This window comes from Mucilaginibacter sp. 22184 (assembly GCF_052045695.1).
Taxonomy (GTDB): Bacteria; Bacteroidota; Bacteroidia; order Sphingobacteriales; family Sphingobacteriaceae; genus Mucilaginibacter.
In genome coordinates, this window is the sequence record NZ_JBQEPI010000008.1 from 83,204 (window position 1) to 104,156 (window position 20,953).

General features: G+C 45.5%; 22 protein-coding genes and 2 pseudogenes. 12 read left to right on the forward strand and 12 right to left on the reverse strand.

Features of this window, described 5'->3' with window-relative positions; genetic code table 11:
* Window positions 1-157 precede the first annotated feature (157 nt).
* The 5 genes from ACTJKG_RS18410 to ACTJKG_RS18430 are packed head-to-tail and all read right to left on the reverse strand — an operon-like array spanning window position 158 to window position 3,823.
* Complete coding sequence (locus ACTJKG_RS18410) at window positions 158-904, reverse strand: SDR family oxidoreductase (protein WP_440740065.1); 747 nt, start codon at window positions 902-904, stop codon at window positions 158-160.
* Window positions 905-947: 43 nt separating this feature from the next.
* Window positions 948-1,856 (reverse strand): SDR family oxidoreductase, encoded by a 909-nt coding sequence (locus ACTJKG_RS18415; protein ID WP_440740066.1) that lies wholly within the window; start codon window positions 1,854-1,856, stop codon window positions 948-950.
* Between the two features lie 3 nt (window positions 1,857-1,859).
* Window positions 1,860-2,876 carry a zinc-dependent alcohol dehydrogenase family protein gene (locus ACTJKG_RS18420; RefSeq protein WP_440740067.1) on the reverse strand — a complete coding sequence of 339 codons (1,017 nt, stop codon included), beginning with the start codon at window positions 2,874-2,876 and terminating at the stop codon, window positions 1,860-1,862.
* Window positions 2,877-2,886: 10 nt separating this feature from the next.
* Window positions 2,887-3,183 carry a putative quinol monooxygenase gene (locus ACTJKG_RS18425; RefSeq protein ID WP_440740068.1) on the reverse strand — a complete coding sequence of 99 codons (297 nt, stop codon included), beginning with the start codon at window positions 3,181-3,183 and terminating at the stop codon, window positions 2,887-2,889.
* A gap of 10 nt (window positions 3,184-3,193) precedes the next feature.
* Window positions 3,194-3,823: a nitroreductase family protein gene (locus ACTJKG_RS18430; RefSeq protein WP_440740069.1), complete on the reverse strand. Its 630-nt coding sequence runs from the start codon at window positions 3,821-3,823 to the stop codon at window positions 3,194-3,196.
* A gap of 113 nt (window positions 3,824-3,936) precedes the next feature.
* Between ACTJKG_RS18430 and ACTJKG_RS18435 the strand changes: the two genes are divergently transcribed.
* Entirely contained in the window at window positions 3,937-4,362 is a 426-nt protein-coding gene (locus ACTJKG_RS18435; protein WP_440740070.1) for a winged helix-turn-helix transcriptional regulator, read from the forward strand.
* A 404-nt stretch (window positions 4,363-4,766) separates the two neighbouring features.
* On the opposite strand, the gene ACTJKG_RS18440 is transcribed toward ACTJKG_RS18435, so the two are convergent.
* On the reverse strand, window positions 4,767-5,108 hold the full coding sequence (locus ACTJKG_RS18440) for an EthD domain-containing protein (protein ID WP_440740071.1): 342 nt from the start codon (window positions 5,106-5,108) through the stop codon (window positions 4,767-4,769).
* Window positions 5,109-5,224: 116 nt separating this feature from the next.
* Here ACTJKG_RS18440 and ACTJKG_RS18445 point away from each other — a divergent pair, with 116 nt between their 5' ends.
* From ACTJKG_RS18445 to ACTJKG_RS18480, 8 genes are all read left to right on the forward strand, one after another.
* On the forward strand, window positions 5,225-5,800 hold the full coding sequence (locus ACTJKG_RS18445) for a Crp/Fnr family transcriptional regulator (protein WP_440740072.1): 576 nt from the start codon (window positions 5,225-5,227) through the stop codon (window positions 5,798-5,800).
* Between the two features lie 69 nt (window positions 5,801-5,869).
* Complete coding sequence (locus ACTJKG_RS18450) at window positions 5,870-6,211, forward strand: EthD domain-containing protein (protein WP_440740073.1); 342 nt, start codon at window positions 5,870-5,872, stop codon at window positions 6,209-6,211.
* A 32-nt stretch (window positions 6,212-6,243) separates the two neighbouring features.
* Window positions 6,244-6,777, forward strand: a complete 534-nt coding sequence (locus tag ACTJKG_RS18455) for a hypothetical protein (RefSeq protein WP_440740074.1) — start codon at window positions 6,244-6,246, stop codon at window positions 6,775-6,777.
* A 36-nt stretch (window positions 6,778-6,813) separates the two neighbouring features.
* A complete protein-coding gene (locus ACTJKG_RS18460) occupies window positions 6,814-7,290 on the forward strand; it encodes an SRPBCC domain-containing protein (protein ID WP_440740075.1) in 477 nt (158 codons plus the stop codon).
* A 14-nt stretch (window positions 7,291-7,304) separates the two neighbouring features.
* Window positions 7,305-8,204, forward strand: a complete 900-nt coding sequence (locus tag ACTJKG_RS18465; RefSeq protein WP_440740076.1) for an SDR family NAD(P)-dependent oxidoreductase — start codon at window positions 7,305-7,307, stop codon at window positions 8,202-8,204.
* A 171-nt stretch (window positions 8,205-8,375) separates the two neighbouring features.
* Window positions 8,376-9,155 (forward strand): alpha/beta fold hydrolase, encoded by a 780-nt coding sequence (locus ACTJKG_RS18470; RefSeq protein WP_440740077.1) that lies wholly within the window; start codon window positions 8,376-8,378, stop codon window positions 9,153-9,155.
* A 213-nt stretch (window positions 9,156-9,368) separates the two neighbouring features.
* Window positions 9,369-10,235: a helix-turn-helix domain-containing protein gene (locus ACTJKG_RS18475; RefSeq protein WP_440740078.1), complete on the forward strand. Its 867-nt coding sequence runs from the start codon at window positions 9,369-9,371 to the stop codon at window positions 10,233-10,235.
* Between the two features lie 63 nt (window positions 10,236-10,298).
* Window positions 10,299-11,147, forward strand: coding sequence for an NAD-dependent epimerase/dehydratase family protein (locus tag ACTJKG_RS18480; RefSeq protein ID WP_440740079.1), 849 nt, complete (start codon window positions 10,299-10,301; stop codon window positions 11,145-11,147).
* A gap of 61 nt (window positions 11,148-11,208) precedes the next feature.
* On the opposite strand, the gene ACTJKG_RS18485 is transcribed toward ACTJKG_RS18480, so the two are convergent.
* Window positions 11,209-11,628: an SDR family oxidoreductase gene (locus tag ACTJKG_RS18485; RefSeq protein WP_440740080.1), complete on the reverse strand. Its 420-nt coding sequence runs from the start codon at window positions 11,626-11,628 to the stop codon at window positions 11,209-11,211.
* Between the two features lie 737 nt (window positions 11,629-12,365).
* Here ACTJKG_RS18485 and ACTJKG_RS18490 point away from each other — a divergent pair.
* Entirely contained in the window at window positions 12,366-12,746 is a 381-nt protein-coding gene (locus ACTJKG_RS18490) for a hypothetical protein (RefSeq protein ID WP_172337259.1), read from the forward strand.
* 660 nt (window positions 12,747-13,406) lie between these two features.
* Here ACTJKG_RS18490 and ACTJKG_RS18495 read toward each other — a convergent pair.
* The 4 genes and pseudogenes from ACTJKG_RS18495 to ACTJKG_RS18510 form a co-directional block, all read right to left on the reverse strand.
* Window positions 13,407-13,844: pseudogene (locus tag ACTJKG_RS18495) on the reverse strand (Hsp20/alpha crystallin family protein).
* 128 nt (window positions 13,845-13,972) lie between these two features.
* Entirely contained in the window at window positions 13,973-14,782 is an 810-nt protein-coding gene (locus tag ACTJKG_RS18500; RefSeq protein WP_440740081.1) for a helix-turn-helix domain-containing protein, read from the reverse strand.
* Window positions 14,779-15,825 (reverse strand): SDR family oxidoreductase, encoded by a 1,047-nt coding sequence (locus ACTJKG_RS18505; protein ID WP_440740082.1) that lies wholly within the window; start codon window positions 15,823-15,825, stop codon window positions 14,779-14,781. Before ACTJKG_RS18505 ends, ACTJKG_RS18500 begins: the two co-directional genes overlap by 4 nt.
* 80 nt (window positions 15,826-15,905) lie before the next feature.
* Window positions 15,906-16,251: pseudogene (locus tag ACTJKG_RS18510) on the reverse strand (zinc ribbon domain-containing protein YjdM).
* Between the two features lie 93 nt (window positions 16,252-16,344).
* Here ACTJKG_RS18510 and ACTJKG_RS18515 point away from each other — a divergent pair.
* Complete coding sequence (locus tag ACTJKG_RS18515) at window positions 16,345-16,539, forward strand: hypothetical protein (protein ID WP_172337256.1); 195 nt, start codon at window positions 16,345-16,347, stop codon at window positions 16,537-16,539.
* A gap of 11 nt (window positions 16,540-16,550) precedes the next feature.
* Window positions 16,551-16,748, forward strand: coding sequence for a hypothetical protein (locus tag ACTJKG_RS18520; protein WP_172337255.1), 198 nt, complete (start codon window positions 16,551-16,553; stop codon window positions 16,746-16,748).
* A gap of 547 nt (window positions 16,749-17,295) precedes the next feature.
* Here ACTJKG_RS18520 and ACTJKG_RS18525 read toward each other — a convergent pair.
* Window positions 17,296-20,937, reverse strand: coding sequence for a hypothetical protein (locus ACTJKG_RS18525; protein WP_440740083.1), 3,642 nt, complete (start codon window positions 20,935-20,937; stop codon window positions 17,296-17,298).
* Window positions 20,938-20,953 lie beyond the last annotated feature (16 nt).

A 20,953-nucleotide genomic window follows, 5' to 3' on the forward strand; every position in this document is an offset into this window, starting at 1 on the left:
ACGCCCCAGACCTTTTCCACGTTCGTCATATGAATTGACGTGTCGTCCTTCACTACTCAAATTGGTTTAATTGATATACTTTCATAGCATTAGGATCGGGCAACGCCGTTTCCCCAACATTGGGAACAGCGCCGCGTCACCTTTCAATTAAAATGGATTAAAATAAATCCTGATTGAACTTTTCCACCGCAGCAACAGGGTTTGCGAAATAATCGGCCCATTGTCTTCCGGTTTCACCGACATAGATCTCGAAACGATCCTCTTCAATGCCATTAAAAATATCTTCAGCGACCACTGACGGCGGTAAACCATGTTGCTCGCCGCCCATTTCTTTGGTTGCGTCCGTATTGATCAGCGAAGGCATCACTTCAAATAACTTAATGTTGGTTTCTTTAGAAAGCGTTAACCTCAACGCTACAGTATGCGAATGCAAAGCGGCTTTAGTATCTGAGTAGGTAGGCAACACGACTAATGGATGAAAACTTACGTTAGAGGTGATGTTCACAATAGCTGCCTCCGGCTGCTTTTTCAATAATGGCAGCAAAGCTTCAGTCAGGCGAACCGGGCCGAAATAGTTTGTTTCAAACTCTTGCTTTGATTTTTCGAAAGCTCCTGCACCCTCTCCAAGTTTATATAAATTGGCTACGCCTGCATTATTGATCAGAACGCTGAGATCGGCATATTCCGACTCCAGCTTGTTAACCAGGCTGTTCACGGCGACTGCGTCGGTTACATCACAGGCAATGTAATCCAGTCCCAATTCCTTGCCGGCTTTCTCAATCTTTTCAGCATTACGGCCGGATATGATCACTTTATTGCCTTTTTCACTTAGATATTTTGCGGTTGCATAACCGATTCCTGAACCGCCACCGGTTACGAGGATAGTTTTGTTTGTAATATTCATGATTTGTTATTGTTAAATGTTGTTTCTTAAGATTGAATGCTTTTTATAGCTTTTGATCAGTCAGGAAGAGGTTCCGGTGCTTTGTAAAGAATATTTTTAAGGTGACGGGATCCCTTCCGGTTACCTGCCTAATCAGGTCATTGTGCATATCAAAGTTTCCTGCGCGTGTATTCATATCGGTCATGATCACAGTAGGCGCAAAATTGGGCTGGATGCCGATCGATGCCAGCTCTTCGGCTATCTCCGAATCGTCAACCTGTACCACATCGATATGCTTTTCAAATAGTTCGCTGGCTATTGTTGAAATTTGCTGAACGGTAAGAGACTCGGCGCCGGTGATATCCCAATAGGCTTTTCCATGTGCTTTGAGTAAGGCTGATGCTGTTACCTGAGCCACGTCTTCACGAGCAACGTAAGCGATACGGCCGTTTCCTGCCACGTTGGGCCATTTACCGGCAGCTATGATTTGCGGAAGAAAACCAAGCAGGTTTTCGGCGTACCAGCTAACGCGCAGGCTGGTAAATTCGATACCGCTCGCTTTAAGTGCTTCCTCGGTGGCTACATGATCCGGAGCAAAAGGGATTGCTGTTGCATGCTCAGGCTTTGGCATGGAGGTATAAACAATATGTTTGATACCCGCCGCTTTAGCTGCGTTGATCGCGTTGATATGCTGACGGGCACGTGCGCCGGGCGTATGCAGCTCATCCGTCGAGATCAGGAGCAGGCGTTCAATGCCCTCGAAAGCTGACCGAAGACTTTCCGGCTCATCAAAGTCAGCCCGTCTGGTCTCGATACCCGCATCGGTAAACGCTTGTAATTTGGAGGGAGTACGGCTTGCGCCAACAAAATTTGTATGACCAAGTTCGCTTAAAATTTCCAATACACGGCGACCGAGGTGCCCGCTGGCACCTGCAACCAAAATCTTTGGCTGTCCATTTTGATTAGGTTCCATAATTTAATGGTTAAAAGTGAAAAAGTATTTGCCTGGCCGGCCGGGTTGTTTTGCGGCCTGAAAGGCTTCCTGATACTTTTCAATAGAGAAAGTGCCACCAACAGTAGCGGAAAGCCTGCCTTCACCTACCAAGCCGGTCAAATGTTGGATCAGCCTGTCGATCTGCTCTTTGGGGGTTATCCTGAACCAGTCGATGACCCAAAAGCCGTGGTAATGTAACCGGCGATAAAAAAGGTCGAGCGGATGTATAACAGGCGTTTGACCACTTTCACTGGAGTAACCTACAATAGAGCCCCGGCTTTTGAGAAAACCAGCTATCGTGCCAATGGTTGTACCGCCGACTGTATCCAAGACATGATCCAGTTGCTTACCATCCAACGCTTTTTCTATCTGTGTCGCCAGGTTGCCACCGATGATAACGACTTCGTCTCCGCCGATTGACCGGACGAATTCCGCTGATTCGGCTCTCCGGACAATATTTAATGTTTTCCAGCCATTGATCTTCGCCAGCCCGATCACGTATTGCCCAACAGCGGAGTTGGCTGCCGTTTGGCCGATCCAGTCACCTTGGTTTAATTCAGAATAGTCAAGGATCGTCAGAAAAGCGGTTACCGCATTAATAGTGAGCTGCGCAAGTTGCGTGGCGTCGATGCCCTCATCAACTATCACAATGTTCTTCAAGGGGGCCACGAGATGGGTAGCCCAGGTTCCCTGCTCGTAGTATGGTAGAATGATCACCCGTTTACCCAAGTAATCGGTAACGTGCCCTGAGCCGACGTCGATTACCCGCCCTACTCCTTCTGCTCCCAAAGGAGCAGGAAAAGAGGGTTTTACCCCGTAAATCCCGCCGACAAGCATAAAGTCGGATATATGGATCGGCGCGGCTTCCATTTCCACTAAAACCTCGTTAGGCCCGAGCGAAGTGATCACACCTTCGTGCAATTCTACTACATCTTCCGGCTGACCGTTACCGGTCAGGCGTAATTGTTTAAACGGCTGGTTGATAATCTTTTTATCCATTGTCATAGCCTTAAAATTCACTTAAAATTGAGGATACAGGTTTGCCGGACAGTTTGTCTTTAACAGCCGCGAAAAATTCTTTGGTATAATCAGCTGCCAGGTGTTCGTCCAGCGCTTGTTGAGATTTAAAGACTTCAAAGAACACCAGCGTATTCGGATCGTCATTCTTTACGGTCTGATAAAACGTTTCCACACCTTCTTCTTGAAGTGTCGGAATGAGGGCTTTAGCGGAGATCGCTTTCACCTCTTCCAGGAATTCCGGTTTCACCGGGATCTCAGCGAGCACGATCACTTTTGAATTTGACATGTGCTTTGGATTAGATGGTTTGAAAAATTTCCTCTTTGGGTTTGCGCACTTTGGGGATCGCCGCAAATTCATCCTCTTCCGAGCGATATCCGATCACAAATAATAAAGCAGATGTCAGGTTTTTTTCTTTCAGACCGAGGATAGCATCAACAGCTGCGTTATCGAAACCTTCCATGGGAGAAGCATCAATACCAGCTTCAGCAGCGGCACTTACAAAAACGCCGACAGCCAAAAATGCCTGTTTTTCCGCCCAGAAGATACGCTGGTTGTAATCAAGTTTGCTCAAAACTGTGTTCACGAATTGCTCACGTGGCTCCAGGTTTTTACGCTCTGTTTGCCTTGCTGCTGCCGCTTTATCAATATAGCTGGCTACAGTTTTCTCGTCAATGTCGGTTTCCACTGCCAACACCATCACGTGTGCACCAGTAGTGATTTGTGGCTGCCCGTGTGCCGCTCTGCTGATTTCTTCCAGCTTTGCTTTGTCTTCGATGAGCAGAAATTTGTAAGGCTGAAGACCGAACGATGATGGTGCAAGGCGTACTGTCTCTGTCAGATCTTCGAGCACAGCCGGATCGATCTTTTTTGATGTGTTATACTTTTTGGTAGCGTAGCGCCATTCAAATGATGTAACTAATGACATAACTTCGATTTTTCGTTTAATTATTATTCTTTAATTTTGCTTGCTATTAGCAAGTAAACAAAGGTATATTATTTTACTTGCTATGAGCAAGTAAAAATTAACATTTGAATGTCATGAAAGTAGTGCAGCATCGATCCAACTGTCCGGTGGCTTATTCTTTAAATTTTATCGCGGATAGGTGGGTGTTATTAATTTTAAGAGATTTAGTGTTTACCGAGAAATCAACTTATGGGGAATTTTTGGCGTCTGAAGAAAAGATAGCTACTAATGTTCTGGCAGACAGGCTTAATCTGCTGGAGGAACACGGTTTTATTGAGTCGACTGTCTCTGAAGAAAAGAAAAACAAATTTATCTACAGCCTTACTGAAAAAGGTATTGATCTGATTCCTGCTATTGCGGAACTCATGGTTTGGGGATCAAAGTACAATCCCCCCGGTGCGGTTGATGTAGTTAAAGAGTTAGCGAAAGATAGGGAAGGAGCTATTCTGCGTTACAAAAACAATGCAAGAGCTAAGATGAAACCCGCTTCACAGGCTTAATCTCTAACATAAATTATGGAGCGTATTTTAAATAACCCGATTACAAAAGACCAAGAAGCGAAAAACTAAAAATCAACAAAACCTTTTTTCAGAACAAAGGCACGTTATTGCCCGGGCAAGACTAAACTCGAACCGTTTTATGGCTGATTTGCAACGTTTCGCACTATTTGTTACCATTTAGATTTTGTTAAGGGCTACTTGCTTTTACTAGCCCAAAATGGACAATTCTCGTACTGTTTTCTGGGAGGATTTGCGCAGAGTAGCATTTTAAGCTACTGATTCGAGTATAGTATCAGAAACCGCAGCGGCCACAATACGCTATTGGTGGCGTTTTGGTAGTCAAAAAATATAGGTATAACAAACGGAAACAAACGATATCGTTTGTTTCCGTTTGTAGCAAATAACTATATAACCACATTTTCCGTAGAGATCAGAAAGCTGCAACCATGCAGATCGATGAATTTCTCCTCATCCGGGCGAATGATCTCCATATACTCTTCATCAGTGAAAACTTTTCCAAGCGCATCCATATCGTCCAGCCAGATCTCGGTGATGCCGTCGTATACCGGGGCTGGCAGTCCTGGAGGGTTTTCAGGCAGCGAGTGACATTGTACATATTTTTTTACGTTCTCCTTTACGACAGGTATGGATGCAAATAGTTGCGCATGGTTTGTTTTGTGATAGTTAACAAACTCGTCGTGGCTTAATTCTTTTTTCCTGGCTAGCAGGATGCTTAATTTGATCATGATTTTATGTGTTTTTTACTAACCCAAAGGTCATGGCAACGCCTATCGCAATTCGTTGACTTTGGTTAAGAAATGTGATTGACCTTATCCTTTCATTTATTAAATTTACCGGACAGATGGACAGCATAAAAGCCGCTATACGATCGATCACGCCTATGTCCGACGCGGACCTGAGTTTACTGGAGCCGGTGCTTGCTACCATACAGGTTAAGAAACGGACCCATCTATTGGAGGAAGGTCAGGTATGCAGGCACGTTTATTTTCTCAATAAGGGATTCTTCAGAATGTATTATGTAGACCTGGAAGGCAACGCGATCAATAGCCGGTTCGTAGAGGCTCCGCAATTCTTTGTTGATTTTAACAGTTTCCTTAGCCAGCAGCCATCCCGTTACTATTGGGAAGCTATGCAGGATTCCGAGGTATTCACTATTAAATACGATGATGTACAAGCCATTTACGCCAAATCAGCGGCTTGGGACCGCTTCGGACGATTAATGGCCGAGCACGTATATAAGCAGGTCAACGAACGCATCGAAATGCTCCTTTTCCTTTCACCGGAGGACCGTTACCAATTCCTTTTAAATAAATATCCGCAACTATTTAACCAGGTTTCCCAGTTCCATATTGCTTCTTATCTCGGCGTGAAGCCCGAATCCCTGAGCCGCCTGCGCAAACGCTTGCTGCGCAAATAATTTCTTAACCAAAGTCAACGTTCTGCTTTCCGGTCCTGCCGCACATTTGTGTCATCAAAGCACAAAGGCATGATCAAGTTAACCATTTTACTCAAACGTAACCCGCAGCAAAGCCACGAGGATTTCCTGTGGTTCTACCAGAACGAACACGCCCGGCTGTTCAGTTCATTGCCGGTTGTTCAGAACGAAGTTCTACAGTACGACCAGTTTCATGCTTTACCTGTAGCTATGCCGGGTCTCCCTGAACCGTCTTTTGACGGAACGGCAGAACTGTGGTTCAGGGATGTACAAGCGATATTCAGCGTATTCACATCGGAAGAATACAAAAGATTGATACGGCCATCCGAGAAACAATTTCTGCAGCTCAGCGAATGCAGCGTACTGATCTCTGTTCACCACCGTATCATTTGATCTTATAAACTCACTCAACAGAAAAATACATCATGAAAACAACCTTGTCAAATCAGCAAACTGTCAACAGGAAACACGGCGTAAGATATACTGCCAGTTTTCCCATTGATCTACCGGCAGAACGCATCGACCTGTATCAATGGGTCACCGAAATGACCGAACAGGATTATGCTTCCTACTCCAAAGCGCACCAGGCAATGGGCAGCCATTTTAAAGACGGCGTATTTTACACCGTGAACGTCGAGAATATTGGAAATGAAACGATCATACAGCATTACGAGCTTAAATATCATACCCCTTCCCACGTTCAATTTTACTCGGAAAGATCCAAGGCCTACATCTGGCGTTGGTTGCCGGCCGTGGTCGGCGTTCCATGGGAAATGCAGATCAGGCCGATATCTGCCAATACCTCAGCCATCGTATGCCTTATCGGCGTAGATTTTCCGAATGCATGGCTGCGGATCGGCTCATGGTTCAATGGCCTTAACGGCTATTTTTTAAGAAAACATCTTCGTAAAGAGGGATTCGCTTTTGCCAAAGATATCACCAGCAAATTTTCTAACTAAGCTATTTCACACCAACAATAATTTAAAAATAAAGCAATGAAAAACGATAAGATACTATTTCCGGTCGGCTTTGAGCCGGCAAACAGCCCGGTATTCGTACACAACGAGATCCAGATCAATGCTACCCCCAGGGAAGTATGGGACTGGCTTACCAATGCCCCCACATGGCCCGACTGGTACTTTAATGCTGCTAATGTAGAAATTGTCGGATCCAATGGAGACCATCTTGTTAAAGGTTCTGTATTCAAATGGAAAACATTCGGCAACACTCTCCAGTCCGAAGTGAAAGAATACGTACCGAATGAACGCATTGCCTGGCTGGCCCTGGGTACCGGTATCAAAGCTTATCATGCCTGGCTGATCATTCCTAATGGCTCGGGCTGTAAGGTTGTTACTGAAGAGACGCAACACGGCTGGCTTTGCCGGCTTGGCAAGGTCCTGTTCCCCAAACGCATGTATAACTACCATCAGATCTGGCTGGAAGGCCTTAAAGCAAAAGCAGAAATCAATTAATAATCAAATATCATATGAAAACTAAAAAAAAGGTTGCTATAGTAACCGGCGGCGCATCCGGGATTGGATTTTATGCAGCCCAAAAATTGGTTGCCAGTGGTTACCATGTCGTTCTTGGTGTCAGAAACATAAAAAAGGGGGCAGAAGCTGCCTTACAGTTAAAATCGGCGAGTGCGGATGCTGACGTAGATGTTTTACCATTAGATCTTTCGGATGCACGTTCGATACGGGAATTTGCTGAGGACGTTGCCGGGCGTTTCGAGAAAGTAGAGATACTGCTGCACAATGCTGGTGTAATGGCGGCAGCTGAGTCGCGGACGAGTGATGGCTGGGATTTCGAATTGGCAACGAATTTCATCGGTCCCTTTCTCCTTACTAATCTACTTTTACCATACATGGATAATGAATCAGGTAGAATTATTACCGTTACTTCCGACGAATATGAAAAAGTAAAAGCTCAGGATATAAACATTCAGAACCCTCTGGAACGGAAAGAAAAGACCGACCCCATGCGATGGTACGGGATCACCAAATTATACGTACTCATGTTCGCAATTGAATTACAGAAAAAGCTGGAACGTTCCGGTTCGAATATTAAATCCCTTACAGCCCATCCAGGTCTGGCGGGAACTGATCTGGCCGCTAATATACCATCTCCAACAACTCGTTTTTTTATGAAGTTCGGGATGAAGCTAATGGGGCAATCTCCTAAAAGCGGTGCCAGGTCTTTTGTTCACGCAGCCCTATCAGCAGATGTTAAAGGCGGACAATTGTGGGCACCGGGCGGCTTCGGCGGTTTGCGCGGCGCACCGGTCATTAAAACGATCTTCCCCTTAGCGCTTGACAGGGATGTTACCGCTAAAGTATGGTCCGCTGCTGAAAAAGTAACGAATATGCCTTTTAGCATAAATTAGAAAGTTTAACACCGCAGCAATAAATAATTATTCAGACCCCAAAAAATCAATTTGTCTCTTAGATTCTCCATCAGGTAGATTGCCCATTCTTTAAAAATCGTATACAAAACTTACAAGATAAATTCTGGTTCATAAAGTACCGAATTTCAGTAATCAATTTAAGTATCAACCATGAAAACAAAATATCGCTTTCTTATAGCATTAGTTGCCTTTATTATTAGTACAGCAGCAATGCCTAAATTACAGGCACAGACAAAAAAAGTCAACAATATTGTATTAGTCCATGGTGCCTTCGTTGACGGATCAGGCTGGAGACCTGTTTACGAAATACTGGTTAAAAAAGGCTACCATGTATCTATAGTACAGCAAACACTTACCTCATTTGATGGCGATGTTGCCGCTACGATCAGAATTTTGGACCAGCAGAATGGTCCTTGTATTCTGGTCGGTCACAGTTATGGCGGGGCGATTATTACTGAAGCGGGAAATAATCCTCATGTTGCAGGTCTGGTGTATATTGCCGCACACGCCCCTGATAAAGGGGAGAATGAAGCTGACCTGGGCAAAAAAATACAATCAGCCTACAAGTCATTACAAAAAGGTGCGGATGGTTTCGACTACATTTTACCAGCAAGTTTCCCTGCGGACTTTGCAGCAGATCTAAATCCCGCCTGGGCACGATTCATGGCTGTTTCCCAACCACCGACCAGCGACAAGGTATTTCATGGTGTCATCCAGAATGCGGCATGGCGCACAAAGCCAAGCTGGTATATGGTTGCCGGAGCAGACCGGATCATCAATCCTGACCTGGAACGGTTTTATGCCAAAAGGGCGAACAGTCACAAAGTCGAAGTAAAAGGTGCCAGTCATTCTGTTTTTGCTTCAAGACCGACTGAAGTTGCCACATTGATCATAAAGGCTGCTAATGGAGCTTTAGCAGAACGACCGTAACTATCCTATATGTCTGTCTGTCAAATGCTTGTCAGCCCAATATTATGCTGTAACTAAAACATCAACAAACTGCCATTTTTTAGGAAAAGCACATTTTTAGCCCGGGCAGAACTTGAACCCATTTATTGTGAAGCGAATCGGTAAATCCAAGAAATCGGAGGAACCATACGCGGCCAAGTTCAAGTACAGGTTTGATTTTATTAACTTTGCCACATGGCCGTTGAAATGTTCGATGAAATACCCGGGGTAAATATGCGGGACCTGAGGCTGAACGGCTTCAAGGTCCATGAGCTGCCTGCTACAGCAGACATACCGGTGTCCCGTGGACGGCGTGATTATTATAAAATGGGACTGGTTACCGGGGATATGACCATTGGCTATGGCGGCCGGTTGCTGGAACTAAAGGATTCCGTGCTCTTTTTCGTTAATCCAAATGTGCCCAGATATGTTGTCCGCCGTTCTGCTGATACGACCGGCTACGCCTGCATTTTTACGGAGACGTTTATCAAGCGGACGGAGATATTAAAGGAATCACCTTTGTTCCAAGCCGGTGATAGCCCGTTGATCAGGTTGAACGCGGAACAGGTGGTATTTATGACCGGCATTTTTCGAAAGATGCTGACGGTCTATAATGGTGATTATGCCCATAAGGGCGACCTGGTCAGGAATTGTATAGAACTGATCATTCACGAAGCCCTGCGGATACAACCCTCGCAACACGCTTCGCCGGTGATCAATGCGGCGACGCGGATCACGCATTTATTTATGGACCTGCTGGAAAGGCAGTTTCCAATAGAACGGAGCAGTGACCCGCTTCTGTTGCGGACCGCGCAGGATTTCGCCGAAGGTCTTTCCGTGCATGTTAATTATCTCAACCGTTCGGTCAAGGAAGTGACCGGCAAACCGACCTCGGTACATATCGCGGAACGTGTGGTAGCCGAAGCCAAAGACTTGCTGCAGCATACCGACTGGAGCGTGGCGGATATTGCCTATGCCCTCGGTTTTGACTATCCCACCTATTTCAATAATTATTTCAAGCGGGTGACCGGCAGCGTGCCCAGGTCTTTTAGAAAAGTTTGAAAATCATACTTATTGGTTTGATTGTCTTTAGCAGCCCGGCAATTTTCTGAACAACTTTGCTTTATGAAAATATTAGTTACCGGCGCTACCGGAAAGGTAGGCAGCAGATTTGTCCCGCGGCTTTTAGCCAAAGGCTATGAAGTGAACATATTGGTGCGTGATGAAGCCAAAGCAGCGGCTTTGACTGCACTCGGTGCAACGGTGATCGTTGGCGATCTCTTTGATGAAGCTACCTTAGCCCCGGCAGTAGCAGGCGTTGATGCTATCGTTCATTTGGCCGCGCTGTTCCGCACCTTTACAGATAACGACGGTATCGTAAAAACCAACCATACCGGCACGATCGCGCTGGCTAATGCCGCTATCGCAGCTGGTATCCGGAAATTCATTTTTGTCAGTACCGGCAATGTGTACAGTTCTGGTTACGGACACCCGGCCCGTGAAGATGATGTCGTAAACATCCATGATGCGCGGGCCTATTCAGCCAGCAAGATTGCAGCCGAACAGGAACTATTGAAAATGGATCTGGACGTAACCGTACTGCGTTTAGGGTTTGTTTACGGCGATAAAGATCCTCATATTGCCGAGATCCTGCCTTATTTAAAAATGCTCACAAGGCATTCCGGTTCGCGCATGCACATGGTGCATCACCTGGATGTAGCCCAGGCTTTGATCCTGCTCATCCAGGCAAAGGATTTGAAGGGCGAGATCTTCAATATCGCGGATGACGCACCGATTTCTTTATACGAACTGGTTGAATCCGTAGGAAAAGCCAGTGCAATTTTTGACGCAAACGAAGGCGCATTAAGCGATCCTTTTGAAGGTATCATGGACATTTCTAAACTCAGAACCCAAACCGGTTTCAGGCCGTTGGTACCAAGCTATTACGTAGCTAAGGATCTGGATTTATTATAGAAAAATAAGCATAAAAGGCTGTCTTAAATCAAGGCAGCCTTTTTAAATTGTTTAAACGGTGTTAAACTACCGGAAAATCTCCGCCGTCAACAACATAGTTTGCCCCGGTGATATAAGAAGCTGCCGGCGATACCAGGAAGCTAACCAGTTCGGCGATTTCTTCGGGCTGCGCCATGCGGCCAAGCGGTACACCGCCGAGTTTGGCCATCAGGTTAGCTGCCATTTCCTCCACACTAATTCCTGCACCAGCGGCGAGATCGGTAATAAATGCCGCCATCGATGGTGTTTTGGTCAAGCCCGGTGAAACTGTAACCACCCGAACCCCTTGACCGGCTACTTCACTTGCCAAAGTCTTACTGTAAGCGTTTAAAGCTGCTTTAGCCACACTGTAGGCCATCGTGGCTTCCCATATCGGGAACATCCCGCTGGTAGAGGAAATATGAATAATTACCCCACTTTTTTGCGCCAGCATCGCCGGCAATAAAGCGCGGTACGATTAATGCCTTGCTCAGCACAAATTTTCTCAATAGATAACTACTTGGTGGTTTGCGCCTTTAAATTTAGCGATTGCCCTAAAGTCATTTCAGCACATCTGTCCAAGGGCTGACGACAGAATAACCAACTTGTTTCTTATATCTGCCCCTAAGATATTTAGGTCGCTATCCAGAAGGAATTTTCGGCATTGACTTCAAAACAGTTTCAATTTTGAAAGTAACAACTACAACATGATTTGAATTTATCATGGATTACGCTACCTTTGAAATAATTAATTGTATTTCTGTTTAACGCGTAACACATACGTAACAGAAATTTTTTAGATGATTGTAAGACATTGGCTATTAATCTGATATAAGAGCCGAACCTCTCCCTGTTAATCAGAGGGTCGCTGGTTCGAGCCCAGCCTCAGGAGCCTTAAAATCAATGATTTAACCCAACTCTGGCGAGTTGGGTTTTTTTATTCTCACACATTTCTCACACAATTTTGAAGTTTTTGCATTGAACAAAATTAATGGCGCTTGATTTATTGGCGATTTAAGTACACTGATAAACGGATATTTGGTATCAATAATAGTGAGCCCATTGCGGAATGATCAGACATAGCGCTTTTTGTGAGGTTGCGTACATCAAGTTGGTATGAATGAGAATTTACTGATTATTAGGATAGTATTTAATATTATACTAATTTTCCAAATACTAAATATAAACCTCTTCACTATAATGTATAAAACCATTTACGGCACTTTTAATGGCGACAGCTGGGAAGATTTCTGCCAACTATGCTTTAAGCACAAATATGAAAGCGACGACTATCAGGAAATGCCTGCCTGGCAAGGTGATTTAGGAATAGAAGGCTTTACCAGATCTGGCGTTGTTTTCCAGTGTTATTGCCCTGATATGGATTACAATCCTGACAAACTTTACGAAGTACAGCGAGATAAGATTACCGCTGATTTGGGAAAACTAATTACCTATAAAAGCCAACTACAGGGGTACTTTAACGGTGTTAAGATATCGAAATGGATATTTGTAACAATCCTTATCATCTACCAGAGCAGCACTTCTATAAACAAGCAGTTGAAACATTCAAATCCAACGTAGATCTGTTTCCGAACAGTTGGAATGCTTATGACAGTTATGCTGAAGCGCTTTTAGCCGACGGAAAAAAAGGAAGAAGCAATAAAAATGTATCAAAAATCACTGGAAATTAATCCCAAAAGTGAAAGTGGTAAAAAGGCATTGCAAAAAATTCTGGATAAAGCTGGATATTGAGACATGCCCGACCATGTTGTTCCGTGTCCATTAGACCAATGATGAATCGTGTTAATGAATATCAAATTTCAAATATCTGATTCAGAAATATAGTATGGGCAAAGTGAAACAAAACGCTCTGAACTCTAATCCGGAGCCGTTGATCAACGGCTCCGGATTATATATCGCTATGAAAGTCATAATGTTTGCCACTCAATCCTATCGATATCGGATAGAAAAGAATTACCCTATATCAGCCGACATTCTTTTTCATTATCGTTTAGATATCACTTTTCAAGTTGGGTCAGCCGTTTCGAGCAAATCCTCAAAACGCCATTCTACGTAAATCCTCCAAGAAAATGTCGAGTCTTGTGGCCTGTAGGCTCAAGTATGAGCTGCTTCACTTGATTGGTTATAAAGATCAATTGCACACTTTGCAAATCAGATGGAAGTGTTGATCGACACTTATGATCTTAAAGATTCGCAAAGCCCTAAAAACTATCGTTCCACTTATTTGATCTCGATCTGCCTGCGTACGGTTTTCGCTTCCTCGCGTTTGGCGATGTCGATGCGCAATACCCCATCGGTATAGGTCGCGTCGATGCGGCTGTCATCCGCGCTTTCAGGCAGCGTGAAACAACGCACGAATGAACTGTAGCTGTATTCACGTTTGCTTTAGTTCTTCTGGTTATCCTGGTGATCAGCTGATTGTTCCACCGAAATGGTCAGGATATTGCGTTCCAGGTTCAGTTTGAAGTCGCCCTTCTTCAGGCCCGGTGCAGCCAGCTCGATATGGTAATTGTCCGGAGTTTCGCTGATGTTCGCCGCAGGGACACGTGGCACCATCCGGTCGTTAAAAAAAGTGTCGCTAAAAATTGATTCGAAAACGTCGTTAAAGCCTGGCAATAACGCGTTATCGGTTTTGTTGTTCCATTTAACAAGTGTCATGGCCTAATTCTCCTTTAAAATTTTTTAAGAATTGATTTAACAGACATTTTACAAGCATTATGCCAGCGCTGAATGCGGTAAAAATTGCAGAATTGCGCTGAAAAAATTAAAGTTTCAATGCCAGATTTTCAGCAGGAGGTTTGATCCATATTGCCCTGCAATTGCTTCGCGGTCTGCCCGAACGCCTTTTTGAAAGCATAGGAAAAATGGGAAAGATCCTCAAAGCCGAGGTCAAGGTATATAGCGGATGGCTTTTGTTGCTTTTTAGTGATGAGAAAATAGGCTTCTTTCAGCCTTTTATGGATCAGCCAGCGGCTGGGGGTATCGTTAAAGAGCTGTTTGAAGTCGCGCTTAAAGGCCGAACGGCTGCGTCCGGTCAGATAGGCGAAGCGTTCAATGCTGGCATTGAATTTATAATTGCGGTTCATAAAAGCTTCCAGGTCTATCTTTTCGGGTTTGCCGAAGTCAAACAATACGCCTGCCAGCTCAGGGTGGGCCTGCAGCAATAGTTGTAGCAGTTCCTCCCGTTTGACGTCGGCGACCTGCTCGTCGATCTTCCCCGAACGGTCATAATAAGGCAGCAGCGAATCGATATAGTCCGGTATCCTCTCATCATATTGTAAAGCGATAAATGCGGCCTCCGGTTTGGCTGCAGGCAGGTTAGCCGGGTGTTTTTCCTGGAACTTTTTCAGAAAGCCTTCATCCAGGATGATTACCACCTTTTCAAACTCGCCGTTCACCCGTTCCTTGTTATAACGGGCCAGATGGTTTTTGCGAACCAGGCAGTACTCCCCCGCAAGCAGCCTGGAATACCGGTGCCCGTCATAGCCATTAATGATTCCCTTAGCGATATACAAAAAGAAATGCTCGGCAATGAACTGTTCGGGCGAAATCTCCGGCCCGATGTAGCATGATTTGATCTCGCTGGCCCTCATCATTTGATATTGCCGAATTTAAGCATACTTTCCACCGATAACAAGATGGCCTCTTCATTGGTAGCGATGGGTTCCCAGCCCAATACGTTGCGGGCTTTCCCGTTGCTCACATTACGGCTAGCCTTCAGCATTGAAGCGATGGCCTTAGCTTTCGGGCTGAACAAAGCGGCGATACGGACCACCCAGTCAGGCAAGGTTTTCGTGGATACCTTTGCGGATATCACCGGCATTTTCTCCCGAAGCAATCCGGCGATCTCCGGCATGGAGATCTTTCCGCCCGCCAAAGCCAGGAAACGCTCTCCCTTCGCTGCCGGGCTCGTCATGGCGCGGACATGCAGGTCGGCCACATCGCGGACGTCAATGATATTCAACGTGAGATTAGGGATCGCCATCATAGTGCCGTCCAGCAGGTTTTTGACCAGCTCGAAGCCGCTGGAAATATCCGGCCCTAAAGACGGCCCGAAGATCCCCACGGGGTTGATCGCGCTCAGTTCCAGGCTGCCGCCTTCCCGCTGTATAAAATCCCAGGCCGCACGTTCCGCCATGACTTTCGACTTATTATAGGACGACAGGCCTTTTTCGTTCGGGTCGGTCCACTCTTTTTCGGTAATGGCGGTGTAAGGGTCTTTATGACTGTAGCCTACTGCGCCGAAATTGGAGGTCATCACCACCCGCTTTACGCCTGCATCCCTGGCTGCTTTCAGTACGCGCAATGTACCTTCTACCGCCGGGCGGATCATTTCATTCTCATCTTTAGGCAGGGCCAGAAAGATCGGTGACGCGATATGCAGCACATAAGTACAATTCCTGACCGCTTCTTTCCAATTGTCATCTTTCATCAGGTCTGCTTCAATAAATCGCAGGTTTTTAAAATCAGCAATGCCGCCATGACGGAGCATATCCAGCACTTCCTCTTTCCGTTTCAAGGATCGGAGTGTTGTTTTGACCTTATATCCTTTTTGCATGAGCTGTAGGATCACATGTACGCCTACAAAGCCGGTGCCACCGGTTACCAGTACCCAGGTATCTTTTGCTGAATTTTCCATTGTGTTTAGCATAATAACACAAAGATCGGCCGGAAATTAAAAAGCAGTTTTGTTGAGCGGTCCAATTTCAGGAATCAGCATCATGCTTTTTTAACAAACTCCGATTTCAGTACCATTGCGCCGAAGCCATCGATCTTACAGTCGATGTTATGATCGCTTATCCACCAAACGGATGTTCTTTACCTTGGTACCGGCTTTGATGGATTGGGAGGTTCCTTTTACCGGCAGGTTTTTGATGGTCACCACCGTGTCGCCATCAACCAGGATATTGCCATTGGTGTCCTTTACGACAAAACCTTTCTCAATTGTCATCTCTTTAGCAGCTTGCCACTCATGCCCGCATTCCGGACAAACCAGTAAGCTTTCGAATTCATAAGTGTAAGGGGATCCGCAGATCGGGCAGGGTGCAAGTTCAGTCATGGCCATTATCTGTTAAAGCGCAAAGATAAGAAATCTCAATTCCTGAAAACATTGAACCAGCAAGGTGGGTTATTTGATTAGCATAAATATCGTATGACCATGGAAACGACCGATCCCAAAGACCCCAAAATGGCCAGTAATGAAAAGGCTATCCCGCGCATTTTTAAGCCCGAAAGGGACGCCGCAGACCAGGAGGACTATCCCGAAACCGGCGCAGAAACGCTGAGCGGTTCTGAGACTGACAGCAGCGACTTGGAAACCGAACCGCTGTACGATGAAGATGATGACCTGTAAACAATTTGATCATGATAAAAAATGAGAACGTGAGCGGTTCGGACCGCAAAGGCAAGTCCTTGGGCGACGGACGCGAGAGCGAGACATTGCAGGAACCAACCAGCGAAAGTTATGAGATCGAAAACCTGGACACCGGTGAGTTGGAGGTGCAGCACCCGAACCGAAGCCTGCACAAGGGTGAAGTCAAAACTTTTAAAGACAAGGAGTAATAAGTGGATAAACCTATTACGCTGACCCTTCTTCGCCAATTTTCTTTCTTTTCATAAAATCCTGAACTTAAGCACTAAAGATGGTTATTTTGGAATTGGCCAAACGGGATCAATCAGGTGTGGTTTATCCACATCATCGATAATTTTTCCAACGTCGAAAGTTTCATGTTAGGTCTGAAAGACCTTGGATGCATTTCAAGCCCGAACAGGACTAATATCGAATCGATTGATAGATTCAATGCGCATTCTACCAGGCATTTAGTAAAACCTAATCGGTTCGAGAATTAGAAAAATTCCTGTTCGGGTTGATCTAGTGGGAGCAAGACTAATGTCGAACCGTTGATAAATTCAATGCGCAATTTATCAGGCCTTTAAAAAAACCTAATTTGTTCGAGTATTTAAAGAAGTCCGCTTCGGGATGTTCGAGTCCGCAAGAGAAACTCTTCGAACCGCTTTTTAACAGCCTTACTTTTATTAAAATAAAACAGACTTAAGATTGATCCTCCTCCAAATACCACCCCCGGCCTAATTTCGGAAGCGTTAGTTTTTATTGCTTCGTCGAGTGCCAGTTATCAGCCGGATTCCTATCGATAAGGTAGCCCACCGGATCAATAGCTACCGCTCTTGGCCTCCCTTTCGCAATAAAGTTAAGTTCATGCATTCCGCGCGTTAGTTTAAAGCGTTTCCGGTAGATGAAATGTGAAACCGTCCTGCCATCCTTACCTTTGGTATCATCACCGAATACAGCGATATCGATATAATCGTTCATGTTGGTAGCCGGAATTTCTTTGCCATTGCTGTCTATCCAAACTTTATCAATATTTACCTTTAGCGTAAACTTGTATTCATCTTTTTTATTTGTCGACTTTAGCTCGGTCGATATGATCTTGTTGTCGTACAGCGTTACTTTTTGCCAGGTGTCCGTTAAGTAATATTGGAGCGAATCGGGTGTGTGTTTTTGGAGATAACGATACAGATCGTTTGCGCCGGCGAATGGTCCGCTTGTTTTAAATGCGTAGGCATTTTTAAATTCACGAAGCGCATTGTTCAGGCTATCCTCTGCTATCAGTTCTTTCAATCCATAAAGCGCGGTACCGGTCTTGGCACTCCATTCGATAGACTGATCAGCTTTGATAATGGGGTGTTCCGGCTCGTCCTGGTGCCTGCGAATAAATAAGTAATACCATAAGGGGCTCAAAACGATATCGCGCATATTGGCCTTGCCATATTTCCTCTCGCTCATTACCAGTGAGGCATAATTGGATATCCCTTTTGGTATCACCAGGGAACCGATGGTGTTGTTAGGTGCCACCTGAAAACGCCACCATTGCTGGGCGGTTTGAAAGGTTGCACCCGAATACAGATAGTCGTTTTGATCGGGGCCGGTAAAATTGGCGTTCCAGCCGTTAAGCTCGTTCCGCACATCGAGCGTTGCCGTTGAACCTTCGCCCGGACCGTATGGAGAAGCCTCAACCAAACGGATGTTGTTGGACGGATAGCTGCCGTACACCGAGCTAAAATACTTCAATCCATCCTTATACGCCTGCATATACCTGCTGACGTTGGCACCGTGCTGCGCATCATAATAAATATCAATATATACCTTGTGATCCAGCATCACACTGTCGCGACTACGCACGTACCTGGCCGACAAAATACCGAAGGGCATGTACATTCCCGGCTTGTTTTGTATATAATGAAAATAGTTACGGCCATTTTGCGTCCACTGCTTTACTAAATCGCCATTGGCTACGGCGGTTTGGTCGCCCTCCGTACTTACGGTAATGTCCAGTGTGAGCATATCTGCTGACCGGCCAGCCTTTAAATTATTAATACCAGCTGGATCATTCTGCGCAATCTCTTCTTCGTTTTTAGGCGGCAAACCGGCCTTTTTTCGTTCGTAAGGGCTACTTAGCTCATCGTCATCATCATAACCCAATCCCGGTAATCCGCCTTTAAAGAAGGTGCCGTTATCCAGCATATTTAGCGCGAAAGGGCCATTCTCAAAACCCCGATGGGCAATCAGTGACCTAACCTGCAACACAGCAGTGTCACCGGGCGCGAGCGGCTTATCGAACTTGTATAACCTGAAATCGGCGGTATCTTTTTTAGGCCCAAATAGACTGAACATGCCGCGGGAATAAAGCAACGGCGTTGTGAACGACAACGGTTTACCGTTTATATCGATAGAATACGCAGTCAGATCGTCACCATCCAGCAGCATTTCGCTGATAGGTTTATTGTTCTTGTTAACGATGGTCACCACCGCCTGGGTTATGGCTTTCTTTTCAGCGGGGAAAAGGTCGGCGTTGATCTTGATGCTAATCACCTTGGGCAGTGGCATATCCTGGTAATGCTTCAGGGTTTTCTCGTAGATAACGGCGCGGTCGAGGTTTTCGCCCTTCGTCAAAAACTCATTGAGGTAGCTGATGTTGTAATAAATATAACCGCCTACCATCAAAAATAAGGACAGGACAATTGCGAAGGCCGTTTTAGTTTTCGTATCAAACCGCTCCGGAATCACGCTTAAGCGTTCCTTAAATGAAGTGCTTACTCCACGGTTATAAAACAATGCCGCTATTACAATAAGCACCCCGGCAGCCAGCAGCCAATACACATCGAACCAAAGTACCGGTTTAACCATGTGCCCCATGCCGTCCATATCGTTCATGCCCGACTTTGGAGTGTAGGAATACATCAGCAGGTGATAATCGAATATGCCGGTGGTATCCAGGAAAAACATAGCAACCCATAACGTCACTGTGACGGCGTAGGCCGCAAATTTATTATTGAAAACCACCTGGATCACATAACAAAACACCGCTCCGGTAAGCAATTTAGGCAGCAGCATCACTAGGATGTAGGTTGTATATAGATGAAGCTGAATATGTGTAAAGCCTTTGATCAACTGTACAAAAACTCCTAAAACCAACGGCACGAATGCAAGCCCGGCCGAGATAAGCAGCATCGATACCAACTTTGATCCGTTCATTACCCAATTTGGCGGCGGCAGCGAGTCGTTAATAAAGGAATACCTGGTTAACCGGTCGCGCTGGATGGTTTCGCCGGTGTAGAACATGATAATAAAGAACATGAAGAACGGAAAGGCATCGGCAAAAATGCCCAATTCAACCACCGTTCGCGGCAGATCTGGTACGCCGTTATGCATATCGCCCAGCCACAGTACAAATCCAAGGAACACGCTTCCGGCCCCGACGATGATCCAGAAATAATTATCGCGGATAATGTTCATCAACTCCAGCCGCACTAAACTTTTAAACGTAACCCGATTGTAGGTGCCCGAAAAACTTACCGACGGCGTACGGAGGATCTTACCGGTTTTAACCCCTATTTTGTCAATGGTCGCTTTATCACGCTTACCGGCAAAAAAGGTCTCAAAATTGAACCGCAGGTAGGTGATCAGCAAGACAATGAAGCATAAACCTGGCCACAGGATACGATTGATGGCCAGCGGCCCGCTTACAGTGATCAGCATATTGTTATGCTCGGCTGCGCTGGCGTTATTCATCTGGAAACGCACCCCGTTAAGTCCGAAGGGATCGGAGATGGCAATAACCGTCAGATTATTGGTATGGTTCAGAAAGAAAAGGGCAATGGCGTAAAACAGGAACAACAGTATGCCACCAAAATAGATAATCTTAACGTTGCGCAGCACCGCCACCAACCCAAAAAACAGCGATGAGGTAAATAAAATATTCGGCAGTGCGATGAATAGGAAAGGATAGGCATAATAAACCAATTTATTAGGGCCGTATTGCGCGAGGATCGTTTTTCCAGTGAGCGGGCCGATCAGTGTGCCCAGGTAAATACCCAGCGGCACAGCCAGCGCAATCAATATCATAAAAGTGAATGAGCCGAAATACCGGCCCCAGAAATAGCCATTCCGGGTGATGGGGTACGTCAGGTAATAATCCTTGGTTTGATATTCGATGTCACGGAATATTGCCGTGCCCATTACTGATGAGCTGATGAGGGTCATCATCATCGTGATGCCGCAGCACCAAAACGTAATCAGGTAGGGCGAATTGATATGCTCCTTCTCGCCCACCGGCAGCGAGCCGGTAGCAAAAGAGAAGGTGGTAAACACCAGTATGGCCAAAAAATACAGGTAAACGGCAGGCCTGCGGATCCGGTTTTGGATCTCGAACAGAAAGATTTTCAAAAACATAATGATTTGTTTTGTA